This is a genomic window from Dokdonella aquatica, from assembly GCF_051987395.1.
Taxonomy (GTDB): Bacteria; Pseudomonadota; Gammaproteobacteria; order Xanthomonadales; family Rhodanobacteraceae; genus Dokdonella.
In genome coordinates this window covers 4,671,663-4,692,021 of sequence record NZ_CP197094.1, presented here as the reverse complement: position 1 = coordinate 4,692,021, position 20,359 = coordinate 4,671,663, and the positions used below count along the sequence as shown (strand labels likewise).

The following is a 20,359-nucleotide window of genomic DNA, read 5'->3' as shown; positions in this document are numbered from 1 at the left end:
TGCCGCGTGACGACGGCGTGACGGTCCGCGTCAGCGGATGCCCACGCCGACGCCGATGCTCACGCGCGGGCGGCGATCGAGCATGAAGCCCCACGGCCACACGTGCACGGCGCGGCCACGCACGAGCGGGTAGACGTACTCGGCTTCCTGGACGCGGCCGACACGCACGCCGGCGAGCACGCCGTGCACGGTCAGGTGGCGGCCGGCCTGGTAGTCGGCGGCTTCGGCGTAGCCCGGCAGCACGAGGATGAAGCGGCCTTGCGTCGGCGAATCGGTGATAGGCGCGCGGTCGCGGTCGAGCGGGTAGGACACGATCTCGATCTCTGTCGTGTCGGCACGGTTCTCGACCGTGAGGATGCGGCCGGCCCAGAGCACCTCGGTACCCTGCAGGCCGTCGGGCGCGGCCTGCACGTCGCTCGCGGCGAGGTCGGCGCGATACGTCGCGTCCTTGAACACGGGCGTCGCGCAGCCGGCGAGCAGGGCGGCGAGGACGACGGGAGCGAGCAGGCGGATCGACATCATGGCGCGGGCATCACGATAAGGGACGGGCCTGATTGTCCGCGCAAACGCCGCGCGCGTCAGCTCAGTCCTTCGCGAGCCACTCGAGGCGGTGGCTGCCGTGGCGGCCCTGCGACAGCGAGGCCTGCAGCGCGGGCAGCAGTTCGGCGAGCGGACGCTCGAACATCCATGGCGGGTTGACGATGGCCATGCCGCAGCCGTTGAGGCGCAGCGCCGAGTTGTCCGGATGCAGCAGCAGTTCGGCGACGAGCACCTTGCCGAAGCCGCTGCGGGCGAGCCAGCGGTGGAACTTCTGCACGTGCTGGCGCAGCTTGATCGGGTACCACACCGCGTACATGCCGGTCGGCCAGCGCGTGCGCGCCTCCTCGAGCGCGGCCGCGATCGTGTCGTACTCGGCTTCCTGGGCTTCGAACGGCGGATCGATGAGCACGAGGCCGCGGCGCTCCTTCGGCGGCAGCAGGGCCTTCATCGCGCCGTAGCCGTCGCGCTCGTGCACGGCGAAGCGCGTATCGCCGCGGAACAGCGCCTTGAGCGCGGCCGCTTCCTCGGGGTGCAGCTCGCAGAGGATGCCGCGGTCCTGCTCGCGCATGAGCAGGCTCGCGATCAGCGGAGAGCCCGGGTACTGCGCGACCGCGTCGCCGTGCGCGTTGAGCGCACGCACGAGGTTGACGTAGACGTGCACGAGGGCCGGCGCGCGCGTCGCAGCGAGCAGGCGCTGGATGCCGTCGCCGGCCTCGCCCGTGCGCGTGGCCTCGGAACCGTCGAGCGCGTAGCGGCCACGGCCCGAATGCGTGTCCATGTAGCAGAACGCAGTCTGCTTGGCCTTGAGAGCCTCGACGAGGCCGATCAGCACGGTGTGCTTGAGGACGTCGGCGAAGTTGCCGGCGTGGAAGGCGTGGCGGTAGTTCATGCGTGGTGTCCGAAGGCCCGGCGCGTCGACCCCCGTCGCGCGCCCGATGCGGCGTCCGCGCCGCATCGGGCGCGACGCACGGTGCGCAGTCTAGCAGTGCACCCCGTGCACGGCGGCCTCCGCGGCACGTCGCCGCGCTGCTAGAGTACGCGGCTTTCCAGGGGAGTGGTCCGCATGCGCATCGTGTTCAAGACGTTGGGGTGGCTCGTGCTCGCGGCCTTGCTGCTGCTCGGTGCGCTGTTCGTGCACGTCTGGTACTTCAAGCCGGCCAAGGTCGACTGGTTCTACGGGCGCGTGTTCGCACAGTTCGCGCTGCAGAGCCCGCAGATGCTCAGCAGCCTGCGCGTGCTGCCGCCGTGGGCCGATTTCTACAGCGACAAGCTCGACGACGTGTCGGCCGCGCGCGCCGACGAGCTCATGGCCAAGCTCAAGGGCGACCTCGACACGTTGCGCACCTATGACCGCGATGCGATGGACGCGCAGGGGCGCCTGTCGTTCGACGTGCTCGAGTACTTCCTCGCCGATCAGGTCGAAGGCGACCGCTTCCGCTACCTCGACTACCCGGTCAACCAGATGTTCGGCGCACAGTCCTCGCTGCCGGATTTCATGGCCCAGCAGCATCCGGTCAATGCGCCGGCCGACGCCGAGGCCTACATCGCGCGCCTGCGCCAGTTCCCGCGCTACTTCGCCCAGGTGCTCGACGGCCTGCGCCTGCGCGAAGGCAAGGGCGTGGTGCCGCCGCAGTTCACGGTCGAGAAGGTGCTCGACCAGATGAAGGCCTTCATCGCGGTCGAGCCGAAGCAGCACATGCTCTACACGACGTTCGTGACCAAGCTCGACGGCCTCGGCGACAAGCTCGACGCCGACGCGCGCACGAAGCTGCTCGGCGAGGTCGAGGCATCGATCTCCACGGACGTCTACCCGGCCTACCGCGAACTCATCGCCTACTTCACCGCGCTCGCGCCGAAGGCGCAGGGCAACCACGGCGTGTGGAACCTGCCGGATGGCGAGGCCTACTACGCGTGGTGCGTGCGCAGCCACACCACCTCGGACATGACGCCCGACCAGGTGCACGAACTCGGCCTCGCCGAGGTTGCCCGCATCGGTGGCGAGATGGACGCGATCCTGCGTGCGCAAGGGCTCGAGGAAGGCCCGGTCGGTCCACGCCTGCAGCAGCTCGCGCGCCAGCCGGACCAGATGTTCCCGAACACGCCCGAAGGCAAGGCCGCGATGATCGCGCAGTACCAGGCGATCATCGACGACATCGATTCCAAGCTCGGCGATGCTTTCCGTGCGCGTCCCAAGCTCGGCGTCGAGGTCAAGCCGGTGCCCGAGTTCTCCGAGAAGACCGCGCCCGGTGCTTACTACCAGCCCGGCGCGTTCGACGGTTCGCGTCCCGGCGTGTTCTTCGCCAACATGCGCGATCCGGGCGAGACGCCGAAGTTCGCGATGCGCACGCTGGCCTACCACGAGGCGATCCCGGGCCACCACTTCCAGATCGCGATCGCGCAGGAACTCACCGGCGTGCCGTTCTTCCGCCGCATCCTGCCGTTCACCGCGTACTCGGAAGGCTGGGCGCTGTACACCGAACGCCTCGCCTGGGAACTCGGCTTCCAGAACGATCCGCTCGACAACCTCGGCCGCCTGCGCGACGAGATGATGCGCGCGGTGCGACTGGTCGTGGACAGCGGCATCCACCACAAGCGCTGGACGCGCGAGCAGGCGATCGCCTACATGCTCGAGAACACCGGCATGGGCGAGGGTGACGTCACCGCCGAGATCGAGCGCTACTTCGTCGCGCCGGGCCAGGCGCTGGCCTACAAGGCCGGCATGCTGCGCATCCTCGCGATGCGCGACAAGGCCAAGGCCGAGCTCGGCGACCGCTTCAACCTCGCCGACTTCCACGATGCCGTGCTGACCAGCGGCTCGCTGCCGATGGCGCTGCTCGAGCGCGTCGTCGACGACTGGATCGCGGCGAAGAAGGCTGGGTGACAGGCACTGCTGTCCGGGGAAAGTCGGCGCGCCGCGTCGCGCCGTCAGCGGAGCTGTCGCGTGGTGTTCCCTGTGCTCGGCGTCGTGCGACTTCACGATCACGACGCGTCCTCCCGCAGTGGCGTCGCGCTTGAGCCCCTCGCCCTCCGGGAGAGGGGTTGGGGAGAGGGTGCGGGGTCGAGACCACGTTCGAACATTGTCGCGATCCCGGACCCTCATCCGGCCCTGCGGGCCACCTTCTCCCGGAGGGAGAAGGGAAAAAGCGCGCGCGATGCCGCGTTGCCGCGAAACAAGTCGGCATCCCGGCATTCATCGCCGGGAGCCTGAAGCAAAAAAAGCTTTCAAGCCTTCGCCTCGAACTTTCCCCGGACAGCAGTGGGGTGACAGGCGTCACGCACGATCGCTGACGCCCGTGCCTGATGGCGCGGGCGTCGCGACGGCATGCTGGCTCCGCACCATCGGGGTGCGGAGGAGAACGCCATGACACTGTCCAACGAAGCCCGCGAAACCCTGCGCCGCTGGCTGCCCGTGCTGCTCGTGGCGGTCGGTGCCTGGGTCGTGTGGCGCACGCTCAAGCAGTCGTTCTGGACCGCGTTCGGCCTCGCCTGGGTGATCGGCTGGTCGGGGGCCTGGCGCTGGATGTTCTGAAGCACCGTGCGGCTTGAATGCTGCGACGTTGCGACCCATCGTCGGGTCGCAACGACCCGCTACCATGGCCCGATGGACATCCGCACCTTCTCCGGTGGCGCGATCGCGCCACACCTCGACGACCTCGCGCGCCTGCGCATCAGCGTGTTCCGCGCGTTCCCGTACCTCTACGACGGCGATGCCGCGTACGAGGCCAAGTACCTCGCGACCTACGCGAAGTCCCCCGAGAGCCTGTTCGTGCTCGCCTTCGATGGCGACCGCGTCGTCGGTGCCTCGACCGGCATCCCGCTGACCGACGAGACGGCCGCGTTCCAGCGGCCGTTCCTCGAGCGCGGCTTCGCGCTCGGCGACGTGTTCTATTTCGGCGAATCGGTGCTGCTGCCCGAGTACCGCGGGCACGGCCTCGGCCATCGCTTCTTCGACGAGCGCGAAGCCTACGCGCGCAGGCTCGGTCGGTTCACCACGACCGCCTTCTGCGCCGTCGTGCGCGAGGACGACGATCCGCGCCGCCCCGAGGGCTTCCGTCCGAACGACGTGTTCTGGACCAAGCGCGGCTACGTACGACAGCCCGACATGCGTTGCGAAATCGACTGGAAGGAAGTCGGCGCCGACGCCGAGTCGCATCACGCGCTGGCCTTCTGGCTGCGCCCGCTCGAGGTGAACCCGTGAAGGTCAATGTTGCCGCAGCCCAGTATGCGATCGGCGAGCCGTCGTCGTTCGCCGATTTCCTCGCGCGCGTCGAGCGCGAAGTTGCCACGGCGGTCGCCGCCGGCGCGCACGTCGTCGTGCTGCCCGAGTACCTCGCGCTCGAGGCCGCCGGTGCGCTCGAGCATGCGACGCGCGAGGACTTCGTCGGTTCGCTGGCCGCGCTGCAGCCGCTGCACGGCGAGTTCACTGCGCTGTCGGCCGAGCTTGCGCGCAAGTACCGCATCTACCTCGTCGCGGGCAGTTTCCTGCTCGAGGTCGGCGGTGGCCGTTACCGCAACCGCGCCTACTTCGCATCGCCGGACGGCACGCTCGCGTTCCAGGACAAGCTCTGCCTGACCGGCTTCGAGCGCGCCGCGCAGGTGATCGAACCCGGCGACGCGCTCAAGGTGTTCGAGACCGCTTTCGGCCGCGTCGCGATCGACATCTGTTACGACATCGAATTCCCGCTCTACGCGCGTGCGCAGTGCGAGGCGGGTGCGCGTGTCATCCTCGTGCCGAGTTGCACCGACACCGATGCCGGCGCGCACCGCGTGCGCTACGGCTGCCAGGCGCGTGCGATGGAGAACCAGGTCTACGTCACCTGCGCGGTCACGGCGGGCGAGGCCGCGTGGAGCCCTGCGCTCGACGTCAACACGGGCACGGCGGGCATCTACTCGCCGGTCGACCGTGGCTTTCCATCGGATGGCGTCGTCGCGCTCGCGCGCGACGGCTGGGTGCATGCGCAACTCGACCTGGCCGCGCTCGATGCGTTCAAGCGCGATGCGCAGGTCGGCATCTTCGCCGACTGGCCGCAGCAGCAGCGCCCCGCGGTCGTGCGCGCGGCGCTCGAAAAGTTGTAGGAGCGCTTCCGGGCGCGGAGCTTCCGCGCCGACGTCGCCGCAACCGGTTGCCGGCCGGAAACGCTCCTACACGACAAGACCGATCGACACTTCCGCGAGCACGAAACCGATGGCCGTGGCCATCAGCACGTCGCTCGGGTAGTGCAGGCCGAGCACGACGCGCGACATCGCCACGAGCACCGTGAACGGCACGAGGATCCAGGCCAGCACCGGGAACCACGCGAGGGCCACCAGCGTGAACGTCACCGCGTGCAGCGTGTGGCCCGACGGAAAGCTGTACTCGTCGAGCGGCGGCAGGTGCGCGACGATGCCGGCGTGGGCGCGGAACGGCCGCGGACGACGCGTCCAGCGCTTGAGCGTACGGTAGAGCAGGGCGGCGACACCGCCCGTCAGCAGCATGTGCAGCGCTGCGGTCGGCCCGTTCGCACCGCCGAGCAGCGCGATCGCGAGCATCGCGACGTACCAGAACACGCCGTCGCCGAGACGACTGACGATGCGGAACACGCGCACGATCGCGCGCCGCGCGCCCCAGCGGTTGCACGCGAGGCACAGGCGCACGTCGCCGCTCAGGCGCTCGAAACGCTGCCAGCGCGCGAGGCCGTTCATGCCGCCTTCCTCAGCGCGAGGTCGGCGAGCACGTCGGCGAAGGCCGTAGCGACCGATCCGGGATGCAGGTCCTCGACGGCGGCGCGTGCGCGCCGTCGCATGAGTTCTCGCCGTTGCGGCGCATCGGCAAGTGCCGCGGCCATGCGCACGAAGGCCTCGTCGTCGCCGAACGGCACGCGCACACCGTCGCCGGGGCCGGTGATGTGTTCGCGCGCGGCGCCGTAGTCGTAGGCGACGACCGGCACGCCGCTCGCCATCGCCTCGAGGGTGACGTTGCCGAAGGTCTCGGTGATGCTCGGGAACAGGAACAGGTCGCCGCTCGCATAGTGGCGCGCGAGATCCTCGCCGCGGCGCGCGCCCGTGAAGATGATGTCGCCGTGCTCGGCGGCGAGGCGAGTCCGTTCGGGGCCATCGCCGACGATCACCATGCGCGCGAGCGGATGGCGCTGCTGGATCGCGCGGAACGCCGCGACCGCGACATCGAGGTTCTTCTCGGCGGCGAGACGGCCGACGTGGATCACCACCGGCGAATCGTCGAACACGCCCCAGGCACGACGCAGCGCCTCGTCACGATGCGCGGGGTTGAACTGCGTGGTGTCGACCGCGCGGCGCAGCACGCGCACGTGGCGGAAGCCGTTCGACCCGAGGAACGAGGCGAGCTCGAGCGTCGGCACGAGCGTGGAACCCGCACGGTTGTGGAAGCGGCGCATGCCCGCGAACACGAGCGGCGTGAGCCAGCCGAGGCCGTAGTGGCGGGCGAAATCGTCGAAGCGCGTGTGGAAGCCCGTGCAGGCGGGGATGCCGAGGCGTCGTGCCGCGCCGAGCGCGCTGTGGCCGAGCGGGCCTTCGGTAGCGACGTAAAGCGCATCGGGGCGCTTCGCGCGCCAGCGTCGCGACAGCAGCCATGGCGAGGGCAGGCCGAAGCGCAGCGAGGGATAGCGCGGCAGCGTGCCGCCGCCGACCAGCAGCGTGTCGAAGCCGTCCTCGCGTGTCTTCGATTCGTCCGCCTGCTGCGGACGGATCACCTCGACCTCGTGGCCGAGCGCATGCAGGCCGGACGCCAGCGCGTGCACGGTGAGGGCGACGCCGTTGATCTCGGGCGGCCAGGTCTCGGTGACGATCGCGACGCGCATGTCCACGTCTCCCCGCGGGCGGTGCGACAAGCGTCGCGTGGTTGCGTGAAGCGGCGGTGTCGGGACTGCTGCAATGGCGTGACGGTGGTGGGCGGGTGTCGTGGCGTGGCGAGGCGGTGAAAAGCCTCCGTCGTAATGTTGATGGGCGTTGGCGAGGCAGGGGCGCTGGATCCCGGCCTTCGCCGGGATGACCGTGTGGTGTGGTCGCGTCCTGGAAGGTGAGTCATTCCGGCGCAGGCCGGAATCCAGTTCCTGCAGCTTTCGATCGATGCGCCGCTCGGCGCGTCAGGGGGGGCTTGGCTCCGATGGTCGGTGCTGCGCGCTGCCGTCAATACGCTTTCGATGCCTATGCCGGGATCTCGGTGGAAAGCGGATCGCGTAGACCGGCAGCAGCAAGCGCAGGCCGTGATGTGCAGGCCACCAAAGCTTGCGCAGGAGCGACAGGCGGTTCCTTCGGCGGTGACGGTTTCACGAGGCGCGCGGCGTGGCCGACGCAATGGCACACTGCCATGCACCTCGTGCCGATAGACCCTGCGCGACGAAGGAGTTTTCCGCATGACCGACCCGATTCCGCCTCCCGCGCCGCGCGCCGCCCCGCGCTACCGCAGCCGCTGGTTCGAGATCGTCATCGGGGCGAGCGCGATCCTGATCTCGGTGGTGTCGCTGGTCGTCGCGATCAGTGCCAACCGCACGCAGGAGCGCATGCTCGCGGCGAGCGTGTGGCCTTCGTTGATCTTCGGCACCAGCGACGCGGCGCCGGACGGCACGTCGGAGGTGTCGCTCGACCTGATCAATCGTGGCACCGGTCCTGCGCGCGTGCGCTGGGCCGAAGTCAGCCACGACGACACGCCGGTGCGCGGTGCCGATGCGCTGCTGCGCGCCTGCTGCGGGCGTGTCGATGCCGAGGTCGACGGGCTCGACGTGTTCACGAGCGGCATCCAGCGTCGCGTCGTCGGGCAGGACGAGTGGATCAAGCTGCTGCGCGTCGCGCCGCCGAAGGCGCCCAACCCCGTCTTCGAGGCGCTCGTGCGCGAGCGTCGCGGCATCCGGCTGCGCCTGTGCTACTGCTCGGTGCTCGACGACTGCTGGCTGCTCGACAGCCGGTCGGAGGAGCCGCAACCCGTGGACCGGTGTCGGGCACCGCCCGAGGTCGTCTGGGGCGGCTGATCGCAGCAGCGACGGGCGTGCCGGGAGCGGCTTCGGCCCTCTCAGGCCCTCACCGTGTGGTGAGAGCGGACCGTCAAGCATCGTGCGAAGGCGCAGACACAGAATCGTCCGGCGCCATCCAGCACACGCCCCGCAACCATCACGGATCGCTCCCACCGCGACGGCGGATCCCTCCGAAACCGTCTCGCGCCGGGGCTTTGCGTGTTCAAGCCTTCTCCCCGTCGTTCTTCTTGCCCTTGCGCTTCGACTTCGCGAGCGCTGCCGCCTCGATCGCGCGCTCGCCCCAGGCCATGCCGAGGTCCGAGGCCGTCTTGAGGGCGATCACGAGCGTCATCGTGAGCGGGCCCGTCACCTCGGATGCCGTCGCGAAGATCGACAGGTGCATCGGCACGACGCGCAGGTAGGGCAGGAACATCAGCGCGCCGAGGTTCGGCCTGCCGAGTGCATCGCGCGCGAGCACGTTCGGCTGTTCGCGCAGTGCGCCGAACAGGAACGCCGCGCCGCCGAACAGCACCCAGGCCCAGTCCGACGCGGGCACGGGTTTCGCCGAAGCGAGGAACACGAAATAGAACAGGTGGAACATCCCGTAATGCAGCACGAAGAACCACGTCGTGCTGCGCTTGCCGGCCTCGGTCTGCGGCACGGGCCTTCCGTTCGCCTTGAGGCCTTCGGTGCTGAACCGCTTGAGCGAGAACATGCGGTGCGCCTGCAGGACACCGATCGCGACGCTCTGGATCCAGAACGGCCACAGCACGTAGCTGGCCGGCCAGCGATTCCACAACGCGAGGACGAGGATCAGGCCGTTGGCCAGCAGCAGGCCCCCGAGTTCGGCACGCAGGCCTCGCGAGGGCGCGGGCGGGGCAGGGGGCGCGGTCATCGGGCAGCTTCCTGTCTGTCGGGATACGTGGGGCGGGGCCGGGCCGGGAGGGGACCGTTCCCCGCACCTGCGGCCGCGCCGCTCGTCCGCCGAATGCTACCTCGCGCCGCGCCGTGCTTGTTCCCCGTGGGGAGGGTGCCTAGGCTTCATGCACCGGAAAAGTACCTCCTTGGGGAAGGCATGAACATGGCATCCCGCCAGCGGGCTTCGGGCTTCGGGCTCATCGAGTTGCTCGTGGTCATTTCGATCATCGCGATCCTCGGCGCCATCGCGCTGCCGAGCTTCAGTTCGAGCCTGCGCGGCAACCGCGTGACGACGCAGGCCAACGACTTCCTCGCCGCGCTCAATTTCGCGCGCAACGAGGCGATCACGCGAACGCGGCCGGTCACGATCTGCGCTGCCGATACACGCACGGGAGTGCCCGCCGGCTGCGGCGCCGCCGCGGACTGGTCACGTGGCTGGCTGATCTTCGTCGACACAGCCGCCTCGGGTGCCGGGCCTGCCTACAGCAACGCGAACCTGATCCGCTCGGGCATCGCCAACGAGCGCAACACGATGACGATGTCGCCCGCGCAGAACTTCATCCGCTTCGACACGCGTGGCCAGGCGTTCTCGAGTCCGTCCGTGCCGCCGCTCGCGTTCACGCTCAAGCCGGCCAGCAACTGCAGCAACGACCAGCAGCGCACCATCACGATCTCCGCGATGGGGCGCTCCGGCTCTTCCAAGGTGCCCTGCGCATGACGACGTCCCGTTGCCTCCGTGGCATCGCACGCGGCTTCACGCTGCTCGAGGTGCTCATCGCACTGCTCATCATGAGCTTCGGCCTGCTCGGCCTCGCCGCGCTTCAGGTCTATTCGGTCAAGACCAACCAGAGTGCGCACCTGCGTTCGCAGGCCACCGCGCTGGCCAACATGATCATGGACAGCATGCGCGCGAACCGCGGTGCGCTGTTGAACTATTACAGCGATTCCTATCCTGCAGCGACGTGCACGCCCGGCGTCGCCACCGCGTCGGATGCCGCCGGGCGTGATCTCGCCTTCTGGCGCCAGCAGATCGCCTGCCTGCTTCCCGAAGGACGCGGCGCGGTTGCGCCGATCAGTGCGACCGAAGTCGCCATCTGCATCCGCTGGAGCGATGCGCGCTGGGAGTCGGCGGCCGGTTCGGCGGCAGGCCGTTGCACGGCCGACGCGGCGACGTTCGGCGCCGGCCTCACGGCGGGTGGCCCCGGTGCCGGTACCGATGGCCAGTTCAGTGTCTTCGTCGTCTCGAGCCGCATGTAAGGGCAGGTCAACGCATGAATCCTTCGCACTCCACGCTCTCCGTGCCCCGCAGCCGCGGCGTCTCGCTCATCGAGCTCATGGTCGCGCTGCTCATCGCATCGCTGCTCCTGCTCGGCATCATCCAGATCTTCGGTGCCTCGCGCTCGAGCGCGCAGCTGCAGGAGGGCCTCTCGCGCGTCCAGGAGAACGGCCGTTTCGCGACGCAGTTCCTGCAGCGCCAGCTGCGCATGGTCGGCTACATGGGATGCGGCGCCGACGCAGGCCGCATCGAGCAGGAAAGTTTCGTCAACCATTTCGCGCTGTGGAACAAGACCGTTCCGGGTGGTGACCGCTTCCGCTTCACGCGTCCGATCGAGGCGTTCACGGCCGGCTCGATGACCGCGCCGTCCGACCTGTCGGCGACCGCGTTCACGGCCGGCAGCGACGTGCTGATCCTGCGCGTGTTCAGCGAGGAGAGCGTGCCGATCGTCAACGTGCAGCGTGCCGCCAACATCCTCACGGTCGGCGTCGGTCCTCAGTCGACGGCGTTCCTTCCGGCTGCGGGCAACCTTTCCGTTCTTGGCATGCAGAACTGCCGTTCGGCCGACATCTTCGCGGGTTCGCTCGATTCGACGGGCCTCATCGTCACGGCCAACGGCGTGTCCGCGTCGAACGTCTATCTCGATCCCACCTGTGGCAACTGTCCGTGGGATTACCGCATCTCGAATGCCTACCTCAACGCGAAGCCGATCGTGGGCGACTCCACGTTCAATGCCGAACTGCACCGCGGCGAGTACATCGCGCTCTACGTGCGCAACAACGCCGCGGGCAATCCCTCGCTGTACGTGCGCCGTTTCGACCGCACCAACATGACGCTCGCGGCCGACGAGGAGCTCGTCGACGGCGTCGAGAACATGCAGCTGCGTTTCGGCTACGACACCACGGCCGTTCCCGACGGCGCGATCGACGAGTACCGGACGGCCCAGCAGGTCGCCGCCGGCCTCACCAACCCGATCGAGATCGATCGCGCCTGGTCGCGTGTCGTCAGCGTGCAGGTCGCGCTGCTGATCCGCAGTCCCGATCCCTCCATGGGCGCAGCCGACGCACGTACCTACACGCTGCTCGGCACCTCGATCACGCGCCCCGGCGACGGCCTCATCCGCGAGGTCTACGAGACCACGATCGGTCTCCGCAACCGCCTGTTCAACTCCTGAGGCATGTCCATGACACGTCGCATTCCTTCCCTCCGGCGGCCGCGCGGCGCCGTGCTGTTCGTCGCGCTGGTCATGCTGATCCTCATGACGCTGATCGGCGTCGCGGCCATGCAGGTCACGATGCTGCAGGAACGCATGTCCGGCAACTTCCGCGCACAGCAGGTCGCGTTCGAGCGCTCCGAGGGCCGCATGGCCGAAGGCCGCATCAACGTCAGCGATACGCTGTGGGCGTACGACAACATCCCGGACATTCCCATCCCGTTGCCGGCGACGAACACGTCGCCTTGGTCGAGCTGGCTCACCACGTTCCCACCCACGATCCAGTTCCAGCAGCGCGTGCGCACCTGCGGCGGGGCTTGCCCGGAGCGCCGTGGCGGCATCGTCGGCACCGACCCGAACAGGAAGCCGCGCTTCTATGTGATCTCGGGCCAGGAGAAGGATCCCGGCAGCGCCGTCGACGTCGCCGCGTGGGCGACCGTCCAGACCATCTACGTGTATTGATCCCGCCAGCGGGGAGTCAGCGATGAACCGTCTCAACCTCAAGCTCGCCTCGTTCCTCGGCACCGTCTGCCTCGCCGCCGGCATCGGCCATGCGCCGGATGTCGCCGCGCAGACGTCGGTCGGCGGCGTCGATGTCGCCCAGCAGCCCCTGTTCAGTGCGACGAGCCAGCCACCGCTGAACATGCTCGTGCTCGGCAAGGATCACAAGATCTATTACGAGGCCTACAACGACGCCTCGGACCTCGACGGCGACGGTGCGCTCGACATCGGCTACAAGCCGAACACGATCACCTATTACGGCTACTTCAATTCGAATGCGTGCTACACGTGGGACGGCGCCAAGTTCGTGCCGGCCGGTGCCACCGCGAACAAGCAGTGCTCGGGCCAGTGGAGTGGCGACTTCCTCAACTACCTGACCACGTCGCGCATGGATGCCCTGCGCCGCGTGCTCTACGGCGGCTGGCGCCAGACCGACTCGACCACGCAGACGATCCTGCAGGGCGCGTTCTTCCCGCAGGACGGCCACAGCTGGGGCAAGGAGTACCAGAGCGTCGCGCGCGACGGCTACGACATCAGCCGCTACGCGCCGCTCTCGATCCCCGACACGGGGCGCTACCACCTGTTCGCGGTGACCACGGTCACCGGCAACGGCAACGCGTACCCCGCCTACCAGGCACCTTTGTTCCGCGTGCTCAAGAACACCGACAAGCGCGTCTGGAACTGGCTGTCGATCGAGGGACCGGTCGCGGGCAACAAGTGCTTCACCTCGTCCAACTCGCGCGTGGACTGCGTCGTCGCGGCCGGCATCGCGCCGTTCCCGGGCCACCCCACGAACCGTGGCAGCTTCACGACGATGGAAGACACCTACGCGATCCCCGCGAACCGCTTCGGCAGCGGCAACATCAACACGATCAACTGCCAGAGCCTTGCGTGCAACCCGTACAATCTTCAGCAGGATTGGTTCCTCTCGATCATCACGGGATCGGTGCGCGTCAACAGCGCCACCACGCGTTACCAATTCCGTGTCGACGGTGACGATGCGATCGACCTGGAGATGTTCTCCGGCACCACGTCCATCGCGACGGCCGGTTGTTATGGTGGTCGCGGTTTCGGTACCTGCGGTGATGCCGAGATGACCCAGGTCCTTACGCTCGCTGCCAACACGACTTACACGTTCAAGTTCCGGCATGAGGAGAACGATGGTGGCGAGGGGTATCGCCTGCAGTGGCGTACCTGCAATACCAGTTCCACCGCGACGACGTGCAACGGTGCCAGCAGTTGGACCGTCGTGCCGAGCAGTTCGACTCACGGCCTCGGCACCACCACCATCACGACCTACAACTTGAGGCCGCCTTCGCCTGCGGTCACGCGTGACGACTACTACGTGCGCGTGCTGTCGTGTCCGTCGGGCGCGAGCAATGCCGGTGTCCGCGAGGCGACCTGCAAGGCCTACCCGAACGGCCAGTTCAAGCCGACCGGCATCCTGCACGACTACGGCGAGGATGGCCGCATGAACTTCGGCCTCATCACGGGCTCGCAGTTCAACAACCTCGAAGGCGGCGTCCTGCGCCGCAACGTCGGCAACTTCGGCGAGGAGATCGACCCGGCCAACGGCATCTTCCGCACCGGCGTCAACGGCATCGCCAACTCGATCAGCCGCCTGCGCATGATCGGTGGCGCCTACAACAGCGGCACCGACAACTACTCGAACGACCAGAACTGGAACTGGGGCGGCGGCACCGGCAGCTGCCCCTCGGTCGGCGACCGCGCGATCAACAACGGCGAGTGCCGCATGTGGGGCAACCCGATCGCCGAGATGATGTACGAGAGCATGCGCTACTTCGCCGGCGCCGGAGCGCCGACCGCGCGCTTCAACGCCAACTCGGGCAGCGCGGGCAACGGCGAGGAGACCACGATGGGCCTCGAGAAGGCCACGTGGAAGGATCCGTACAAGACCGTCGCGCAGGGCGGCGGCGGCTTCCTCGCGTGCGCCAAGCCGTACCAGACCGTCATCAGCGACATCAACCCGAGCTACGACGGCGACCTGCCCGGCAGCGCCTTCGCCGGTGCGATCACGACCACCTCGACGACGCCGGCCTCGATCACCGGATTCAACGCCGCCAGCGAAGGCCAGGCGATCTGGAATGCCGAGTTCGGCGCCGGTTCGCGCAACATCTTCATCGGCGAGGTCGCCGGCAGCACCGACGGTGCGCCGACCGCCAAGAGTGCGTCGAGCTTCGGCAACATCCGTGGCCTCGCGCCCGAGGAGCCTACCAAGGGCGGCACCTACTATGCGGCCAGCGTGGCGCGCTACGCGCGCAACACCGACCTCAACACGGCCGAGGGTCCGCAGAACCTCGCCACCTACTCGATCGCGCTGGCGTCGCCGCTGCCGCGCATCGACTTCCCGTGGGGTGACGGCAAGGTCACGCTGCTGCCGTTCGCGAAGACCGCCAGCGGCACGTTCGGCGAAGGCGCGCGCAAGCCGACCAACACGATCGTCGATTTCTACGTCGAGAAGATCGTCAACCTGCCGGGCCAGCCCACCGACGTCACGATCAACGCGGGACGCCCCTACGCGGTGTTCCGCATCAACTATGAGGACGTGGAGCAGGGCAACGACCACGACATGGACGCGATCGTGCGTTACCTCATCATCGCGAATGCCGACGGCACGGTGACGGTCACGCTCAATTCCGAGTACGCAGCGGGCAGTGCGGACCAGAACATGGGTTACGTCATGTCCGGCACGACCCAGGACGGCGTCTACCTCGACGTGCGCGATACCGACTCGGGCGCCGGCACCTTCATGCCGTACGACCTCAATACGCCGAACCCGACGTTGCCGGGCGGTTGCATCGGCGTGACCACGGGCGCCTGCGGCCAGCAGCTGCCGATCAACTCGACGCGCGTGTTCACGCCGACGGCGAGCGGTTCGCGCCCGAGTGCGTACTTCCTCAACGACCCGCTCTGGTACGCCGCCAAGTACGGTACGCCGAATCCGGGTGGCTGGGATCTCGACGGCGACGGCGTGCCGGACAACTACTTCCTGGTGACCAACCCGGCCAACCTGCGTGCCCAGCTCGAGCGTGCGTTCATCGACATCCTTGCCAACTCGCAGCCCACCGCGAGCGTCGCGACGAGCACGCCGCGCTACACGCCGGGCTCGACGCTCGCCTACGAGGCCTCGTACAAGGGCGATGACTGGTCGGGCGACCTCAAGGCCTACAACCTGCGCTCCGACGGCACCTATGCGGCGGTCACGCCGGTGTGGAGCGTCAGCGCGAACATGCCCTCGCCGACCGCGCGCAAGGTGTTCACGTCGAAGCGCCGCACGACCTCGCCGTTCCAGTTCGACGGCGCCGTGCCGTTCAACCGTGCCGACCTCGTCACGGCCGGCCTCATGGCCGACGTGCGCGGCACGCTCGACACGACGCTCTACACCAACGACGACCTCGTCGCGTTCCTCAAGGGCGAGCAGTCGAAGGAGCAGGGCGGCACCGGTTGCACGACGGCGACATGCCCGTACCGCAAGCGTGGCTCCAAGCTCGGCGACATCCTCAATTCGACGCCGGCCGTCACGGGTGTCACGAGTCTCGGCTACGGCACGCTGCTCAGCACCATAAGCCCTGCAGCGGCCTCGAGCTATGCCGCGTTCGTCGCGAGCAAGCGCGGCATCTACGGCACCAACTCCGAGAATCCGGTCATCTACGTCGGCGCCAACGACGGCATGCTGCACGCGTTCGAAGGTGGCAGCGGCGCTGACGGCGGCAGGGAAATCTTCGCGTACATGCCGAACGCGGTGCTCAAGAACCTCAACCAGCTCGCGCAGCCGGGCTATCAGCACCGCTTCTACGTCGATGGTTCGCCGACGGTGGGCGATGCCTATCTCGGCAACTGGCGCTCGGTGCTGCTCTCCTCGACCGGCGCCGCGACGCTGCCTTCGGGTGCCGTCGGTGGTCGCTCGGTGTTCGCGCTCGACGTGACCAATCCGCGCAACTTCGTCGCGGGCAACGTCATGTGGGAGTTCGGCGACCGCGACGACGGACGCATGGGCCAGTTCGTCGGCCGCCCGTACATGGGCATCGACGGCGCCGGCCGCTGGATTGCGGTGTTCGGCAACGGCCTCAACAGCACGGGACGCACGGCGGCGGAAGCGCAGCGTGCGGTGCTGTTCATCCGCAACCTGCAGACCGGTGCGGAGATCGCCACGATCGATACGGGCGTCGGCTGCGCGTCGACGGCTTCCGGTTGCACGACCGGCCCGAACGGCCTCGCCACCGCGGTGCCGGTCGACAACAACGGTGACGGCGCGGCCGACACGATCTATGCCGGCGACTACCTCGGCAACCTGTGGCGCTTCGAGCTCAACGGCAGCACGTGGAGCCTCGGCAACGGCGGTCAGCCGATCTTCCGCGCGACCGATCCGACCGGCAAGCGCCAGTCGATCACGAGCGGCGTCTACACCGTGGCCAACCGTCTGGGCGGCACGATGGTGATCTTCGGCACGGGTCGTTATCTCAACGTCGACGATGCCGATGCGACGCGCCTCGGCCAGGGCACGCGTGCGTCGGTCGAGACGATCTACGGTGTCTGGGACACGCGCATGTGGAATCCCGTCACCAACAACTGGGTGTCGGACCTGTACTTCGCCGCGCCGCGCAGCGCGGGTACCTACGTCGACCTCGTGCAGCAGACGATGACGAGCTACAACGCCGCTGGCGAACGCCAGGCGACGCGTTGGCCGGTCGACTTCCGCGCGCCCGATTTCCCGGCCGGCAAGCTCGGCTGGTACCTCGACCTCACGTGCGCGGGCTGCGCGCAGAGCATGGCGGGCGAGCGCATCACGGCGACGCCGGACGGCATTCTCAGCAACGTGCTGTTCAACACGTTCCGGCCGGAAGGCGACTCGTGCCAGCCCGGTTCGCAGAACGCGACGATGGTGCTCGATGCGCTGACCGGTTCGGCCGACTACCGCCCGATCCCGCCGCCGGGCGGCTGGCCGGTGGGCAGCGAGCCGCCTGCGGGACTCATCGGCATCGATACCGTTCGCGGCCCGCCGCCGGGCGAGCCGCCGATCGTCGTGATCCGCCCGCCGCTGCCGGCCGTGCCGTGCCTGCCCGGCAGCGAGGGTTGCACCGAATGCGTGCCGGGTACGCCGGGATGCGCGGAGTGCACCGAGGGCGACACGCGTCCGCAGTGCACGTCGCCCGAGGTGAAGAGTTGCTCGTGGCGTTCGCCGAACTCGGGTGACAAGCCGGCCGGCAAGCTGATCCCGTGCGGACGCATCTCGTGGAAGCAGATGCGTTGATGGACGTTCGCGGTGTCCGGCATGATCGCCGGGCACCGCTTTCCTTATCCGGCACCATCGCCATGACCTTCAGGGGTGTCTCTTGAAAACGTCCAGGGGCTTCACGCTCATCGAACTCATGATCACGGTCGCCGTGATCGCGATCCTCGCGGCGATTGCGCTGCCGAACTACAACGAGCACGTGCGCAAGTCGCGTCGTGCACAGGCCAAGGCCGACGTGCTCGAGCTCGCTCAGAATTTCGAGCGGCGTTATACGCTCGACCGCAGCTACGGCGCCTCCGCACCCGCGGGCTTCACGCAGTCGCCGCGGCAGGGCACGGCGTACTACACCATCGTCGTCAATCCCCTGACCACGACGACGTACACGATCACGGCCGCGCCAACCGGAGGGCAGGTCGCCGACAAGTGCAAGACCCTCGTCCTCGACCACCGCGGAACGAAAACGGTCACCGGGGGCGCTTCATTGCCGGCTTCCGACTGCTGGTGATCGACACGTGTGTCGTGTCGATGCATGTCGGGCCGGAATGCTTGTCGGCCATCGCACACCCGTCTATACTTCGCGCCCTTCGCCGGAATAGCTCAGTTGGTAGAGCGCGTCATTCGTAATGATGAGGTCGTAGGTTCGATTCCTATTTCCGGCACCAGCTTCCTGCAATATCCCGTTCCACGCGACACCCCGGGCGGTTAGCTCAGCGGTAGAGCACTGCCTTCACACGGCAGGTGTCACAGGTTCGATCCCTGTACCGCCCACCATGTCGCGCCTCGATGACCCGGCCTCGCGCCGGGTTTTTCGTTTTCGGATGCCCCCGGCCTCCGCCGCCGTGCGCGAGCGAACGTCTGGCGCGCAGGGCTGAACCGCCATAGGCGAATCCGCCGTGCCTCGCGTTGGCGCATCACGCCCCGCGTTGGCGTGATCGCATCTGGGTGTCCACGGCGGAATCCGCTGCGCGGGTTCCACGCGACGCGAGACACGTATGACGCGTAGGGCGGAACCGCCGCAGGCGATTCCGCCGTGCCTCGTGTTGGCGCATCACGCCCCGCGTTCCGTGATCATGTGTCGGTGTCCACGGCGGAATCCGCTGCGCGGGTTCCACGCGACGCGAGACACGTATGACGCGTAGGGCGGAACCGCCGCAGGCGATTCCGCCGTGCCTCGCGTTGGCGCATCACGCCCCGCGTTCCGTGACCATGTGTCGGTGTCCGCGGCGGAGTCCGCTGCGCGGATTCCGCCCTGCGCGCGCTCCGACAATCGTCACGTCGCCACGAAGAACCATCCCTTGTACAGCGCGAGCAGTTCGTCGCCGAACGCGAACCATACCCAGCCCGCGGCGGCGATGAACGGGCCGAACGGAATCGGTGTGTCGCGGCCCTTGCCTCCGATGGACAGGATCGCACCGCCGATGATCGCGCCGATCAGCGACGACAGCAGGATGACGGGCAGCAACGCACTCGCACCCATCCATGCGCCGAGCGCGGCGAGCAGCTTGAAGTCGCCGTAGCCCATGCCCTCCTTGCCCGTGAGCAGCTTGAACAGCCAGAACACCGACCACAGGCTCAGCCAGCCGATCGCCGCGCCGATGATCGCGGTCGGTGCGTCGACGAACATCGGCAGCAGCGACAGCAGCAGGCCGAGCCACATCAGCGGCAGGGTGAGCTGGTCCGGCAGCAGCTGCGTGCGCGCGTCGATGCCCGATGCGGCGAGCAGCATCCACGTGAACACGAGCGCGGCGAGCAGTGGCCAGCCGAAACCGAATTTCCACGCCATCACCGCGCAGGCGAGCGCGCTGAGCAGCTCCACCAGCGGGTACTGCCACGAGATCGGCGTCCGGCAGTAGCGGCAGCGGCCGCGCAGCGCGAGGAAGCTCAGCAGCGGGATGTTGTCGAGTGGTGACAGCGGATGCTTGCAGTGCACGCAGTGCGAGCCCTTGAACACGAGGTCCGGTGGCACGTCCTCGGCGACCGGTGCCGATTGGCCGAGCAGTTCACGCGCCTGCGCCTGCCACTCGTGTTCGAGACGCCTCGGCAGGCGCAGGATCACCACATTGAGGAAGCTGCCGACGAGCAGGCCGAGCACGCCCGTGAGCGGAATCAGCAGCGCGGGTTCCGCGAGCCAGGTGAAGTCCATGCGAGTCGAGTCCCCAGGGCGACAACGTGTCGATCATGCGGCATCGCGCGGTGGCAGGGGAAGCGCGGCCGCGGCGCATCGAAGCGGTGACGTGATGTGCGAGCGGAGGTTCGCACGAGAGATGGCGGTATTGGCGCGTAGGGCGGAACCGCCGCGGGCGATTCCGCCGTGGCGGGTATCGTCGCCGCACGCTTGCGGAGGCTGCCTTTACTGCGATGACGGTTGCTGCCGCGCACCCCTCCGCATGACGGCGGAATCCGCTGCGCGGGTTCCGCCCTACCGGAGAAGCGCATCACGTGCAGGCGGAACCGCCGCAGGCGATTCCGCCGTGGCGGGTATCGTCGCCGCACGCTTGCGGAGGCTGCCTTTACTGCGGTGACGGTTGCTGCCGCGCACCCCTCCGCATGACGGCGGAACCCGCGGCGCGGGTTCCGCCCTACCGGAGAAGCGCATCACGTGCAGGCGGAACCGCCGCAGGCGATTCCGCCGTGGCGCGCGTCGCCGCATCACGACCCGCAACCTCTGATCGCAGATCGCCACACACGGCGGC

General features: G+C 68.3%; 17 protein-coding genes and 2 tRNA genes. 13 read left to right on the top strand and 6 right to left on the bottom strand.

What is annotated here, in order from left to right; all coding sequences use genetic code 11:
* Nucleotides 1-30 precede the first annotated feature (30 nt).
* Complete coding sequence (locus ACQQ2N_RS20885) at nucleotides 31-522, bottom strand: Slp family lipoprotein (RefSeq protein ID WP_440223505.1); 492 nt, start codon at nucleotides 520-522, stop codon at nucleotides 31-33.
* A 61-nt stretch (nucleotides 523-583) separates the two neighbouring features.
* On the bottom strand, nucleotides 584-1,429 hold the full coding sequence (locus tag ACQQ2N_RS20880; RefSeq protein ID WP_440223504.1) for a 23S rRNA (adenine(2030)-N(6))-methyltransferase RlmJ: 846 nt from the start codon (nucleotides 1,427-1,429) through the stop codon (nucleotides 584-586).
* Between the two features lie 174 nt (nucleotides 1,430-1,603).
* Between ACQQ2N_RS20880 and ACQQ2N_RS20875 the strand changes: the two genes are divergently transcribed.
* The 4 genes from ACQQ2N_RS20875 (at nucleotide 1,604) to ACQQ2N_RS20860 (ending at nucleotide 5,616) form a co-directional block, all read left to right on the top strand.
* Nucleotides 1,604-3,421 carry a DUF885 domain-containing protein gene (locus ACQQ2N_RS20875; protein WP_440223503.1) on the top strand — a complete coding sequence of 606 codons (1,818 nt, stop codon included), beginning with the start codon at nucleotides 1,604-1,606 and terminating at the stop codon, nucleotides 3,419-3,421.
* 480 nt (nucleotides 3,422-3,901) lie between these two features.
* The gene (locus tag ACQQ2N_RS20870; protein ID WP_440223502.1) at nucleotides 3,902-4,069 is read left to right on the top strand and encodes a hypothetical protein; all 168 of its coding nucleotides are present in this window, start codon (nucleotides 3,902-3,904) and stop codon (nucleotides 4,067-4,069) included.
* A gap of 72 nt (nucleotides 4,070-4,141) precedes the next feature.
* A complete protein-coding gene (locus ACQQ2N_RS20865) occupies nucleotides 4,142-4,738 on the top strand; it encodes a GNAT family N-acetyltransferase (RefSeq protein WP_440223501.1) in 597 nt (198 codons plus the stop codon).
* Nucleotides 4,735-5,616, top strand: coding sequence for a carbon-nitrogen hydrolase family protein (locus ACQQ2N_RS20860; protein WP_440223500.1), 882 nt, complete (start codon nucleotides 4,735-4,737; stop codon nucleotides 5,614-5,616). The genes ACQQ2N_RS20865 and ACQQ2N_RS20860 overlap by 4 nt, the downstream gene beginning before the upstream one ends.
* Before the next feature lie 66 nt (nucleotides 5,617-5,682).
* Here ACQQ2N_RS20860 and ACQQ2N_RS20855 read toward each other — a convergent pair whose 3' ends face one another.
* Together ACQQ2N_RS20855 and ACQQ2N_RS20850 are read right to left on the bottom strand one after the other, a co-directional pair.
* Nucleotides 5,683-6,222 (bottom strand): phosphatase PAP2 family protein, encoded by a 540-nt coding sequence (locus tag ACQQ2N_RS20855; RefSeq protein WP_440223499.1) that lies wholly within the window; start codon nucleotides 6,220-6,222, stop codon nucleotides 5,683-5,685.
* A complete protein-coding gene (locus ACQQ2N_RS20850; RefSeq protein WP_440223498.1) occupies nucleotides 6,219-7,355 on the bottom strand; it encodes a glycosyltransferase family 4 protein in 1,137 nt (378 codons plus the stop codon). The genes ACQQ2N_RS20855 and ACQQ2N_RS20850 overlap by 4 nt, the downstream gene beginning before the upstream one ends.
* A gap of 555 nt (nucleotides 7,356-7,910) precedes the next feature.
* Here ACQQ2N_RS20850 and ACQQ2N_RS20845 point away from each other — a divergent pair.
* Nucleotides 7,911-8,522, top strand: coding sequence for a hypothetical protein (locus tag ACQQ2N_RS20845; protein WP_440223497.1), 612 nt, complete (start codon nucleotides 7,911-7,913; stop codon nucleotides 8,520-8,522).
* 205 nt (nucleotides 8,523-8,727) lie between these two features.
* Here the strand turns inward: ACQQ2N_RS20845 and ACQQ2N_RS20840 are convergent, their stop codons facing one another.
* Nucleotides 8,728-9,399 (bottom strand): DUF6498-containing protein, encoded by a 672-nt coding sequence (locus ACQQ2N_RS20840; protein ID WP_440223496.1) that lies wholly within the window; start codon nucleotides 9,397-9,399, stop codon nucleotides 8,728-8,730.
* 186 nt (nucleotides 9,400-9,585) lie between these two features.
* Here ACQQ2N_RS20840 and ACQQ2N_RS20835 point away from each other — a divergent pair, with 186 nt between their 5' ends.
* The 8 genes from ACQQ2N_RS20835 (at nucleotide 9,586) to ACQQ2N_RS20800 (ending at nucleotide 18,437) form a co-directional block, all read left to right on the top strand.
* Nucleotides 9,586-10,140, top strand: a complete 555-nt coding sequence (locus ACQQ2N_RS20835) for a GspH/FimT family pseudopilin (RefSeq protein WP_440223495.1) — start codon at nucleotides 9,586-9,588, stop codon at nucleotides 10,138-10,140.
* Nucleotides 10,137-10,679, top strand: coding sequence for a type IV pilus modification protein PilV (pilV, locus tag ACQQ2N_RS20830; RefSeq protein ID WP_440223494.1), 543 nt, complete (start codon nucleotides 10,137-10,139; stop codon nucleotides 10,677-10,679). The genes ACQQ2N_RS20835 and pilV overlap by 4 nt, the downstream gene beginning before the upstream one ends.
* A gap of 14 nt (nucleotides 10,680-10,693) precedes the next feature.
* The gene (locus ACQQ2N_RS20825) at nucleotides 10,694-11,872 is read left to right on the top strand and encodes a PilW family protein (protein ID WP_440223493.1); all 1,179 of its coding nucleotides are present in this window, start codon (nucleotides 10,694-10,696) and stop codon (nucleotides 11,870-11,872) included.
* A gap of 9 nt (nucleotides 11,873-11,881) precedes the next feature.
* Nucleotides 11,882-12,373, top strand: a complete 492-nt coding sequence (locus ACQQ2N_RS20820) for a pilus assembly PilX family protein (RefSeq protein ID WP_440223492.1) — start codon at nucleotides 11,882-11,884, stop codon at nucleotides 12,371-12,373.
* Nucleotides 12,374-12,395: 22 nt separating this feature from the next.
* A complete protein-coding gene (locus ACQQ2N_RS20815) occupies nucleotides 12,396-17,684 on the top strand; it encodes a pilus assembly protein (protein WP_440223491.1) in 5,289 nt (1,762 codons plus the stop codon).
* Nucleotides 17,685-17,766: 82 nt separating this feature from the next.
* Nucleotides 17,767-18,171, top strand: a complete 405-nt coding sequence (locus ACQQ2N_RS20810) for a type IV pilin protein (protein ID WP_440223490.1) — start codon at nucleotides 17,767-17,769, stop codon at nucleotides 18,169-18,171.
* 81 nt (nucleotides 18,172-18,252) lie between these two features.
* A tRNA-Thr gene (locus tag ACQQ2N_RS20805) sits at nucleotides 18,253-18,328 on the top strand.
* Between the two features lie 34 nt (nucleotides 18,329-18,362).
* Nucleotides 18,363-18,437, top strand: a tRNA-Val gene (locus ACQQ2N_RS20800).
* Nucleotides 18,438-18,936: 499 nt separating this feature from the next.
* Here ACQQ2N_RS20800 and ACQQ2N_RS20795 read toward each other — a convergent pair.
* Nucleotides 18,937-19,809, bottom strand: a complete 873-nt coding sequence (locus tag ACQQ2N_RS20795; protein ID WP_440223488.1) for a prepilin peptidase — start codon at nucleotides 19,807-19,809, stop codon at nucleotides 18,937-18,939.
* Between the last annotated feature and the right edge of the window lie 550 nt (nucleotides 19,810-20,359).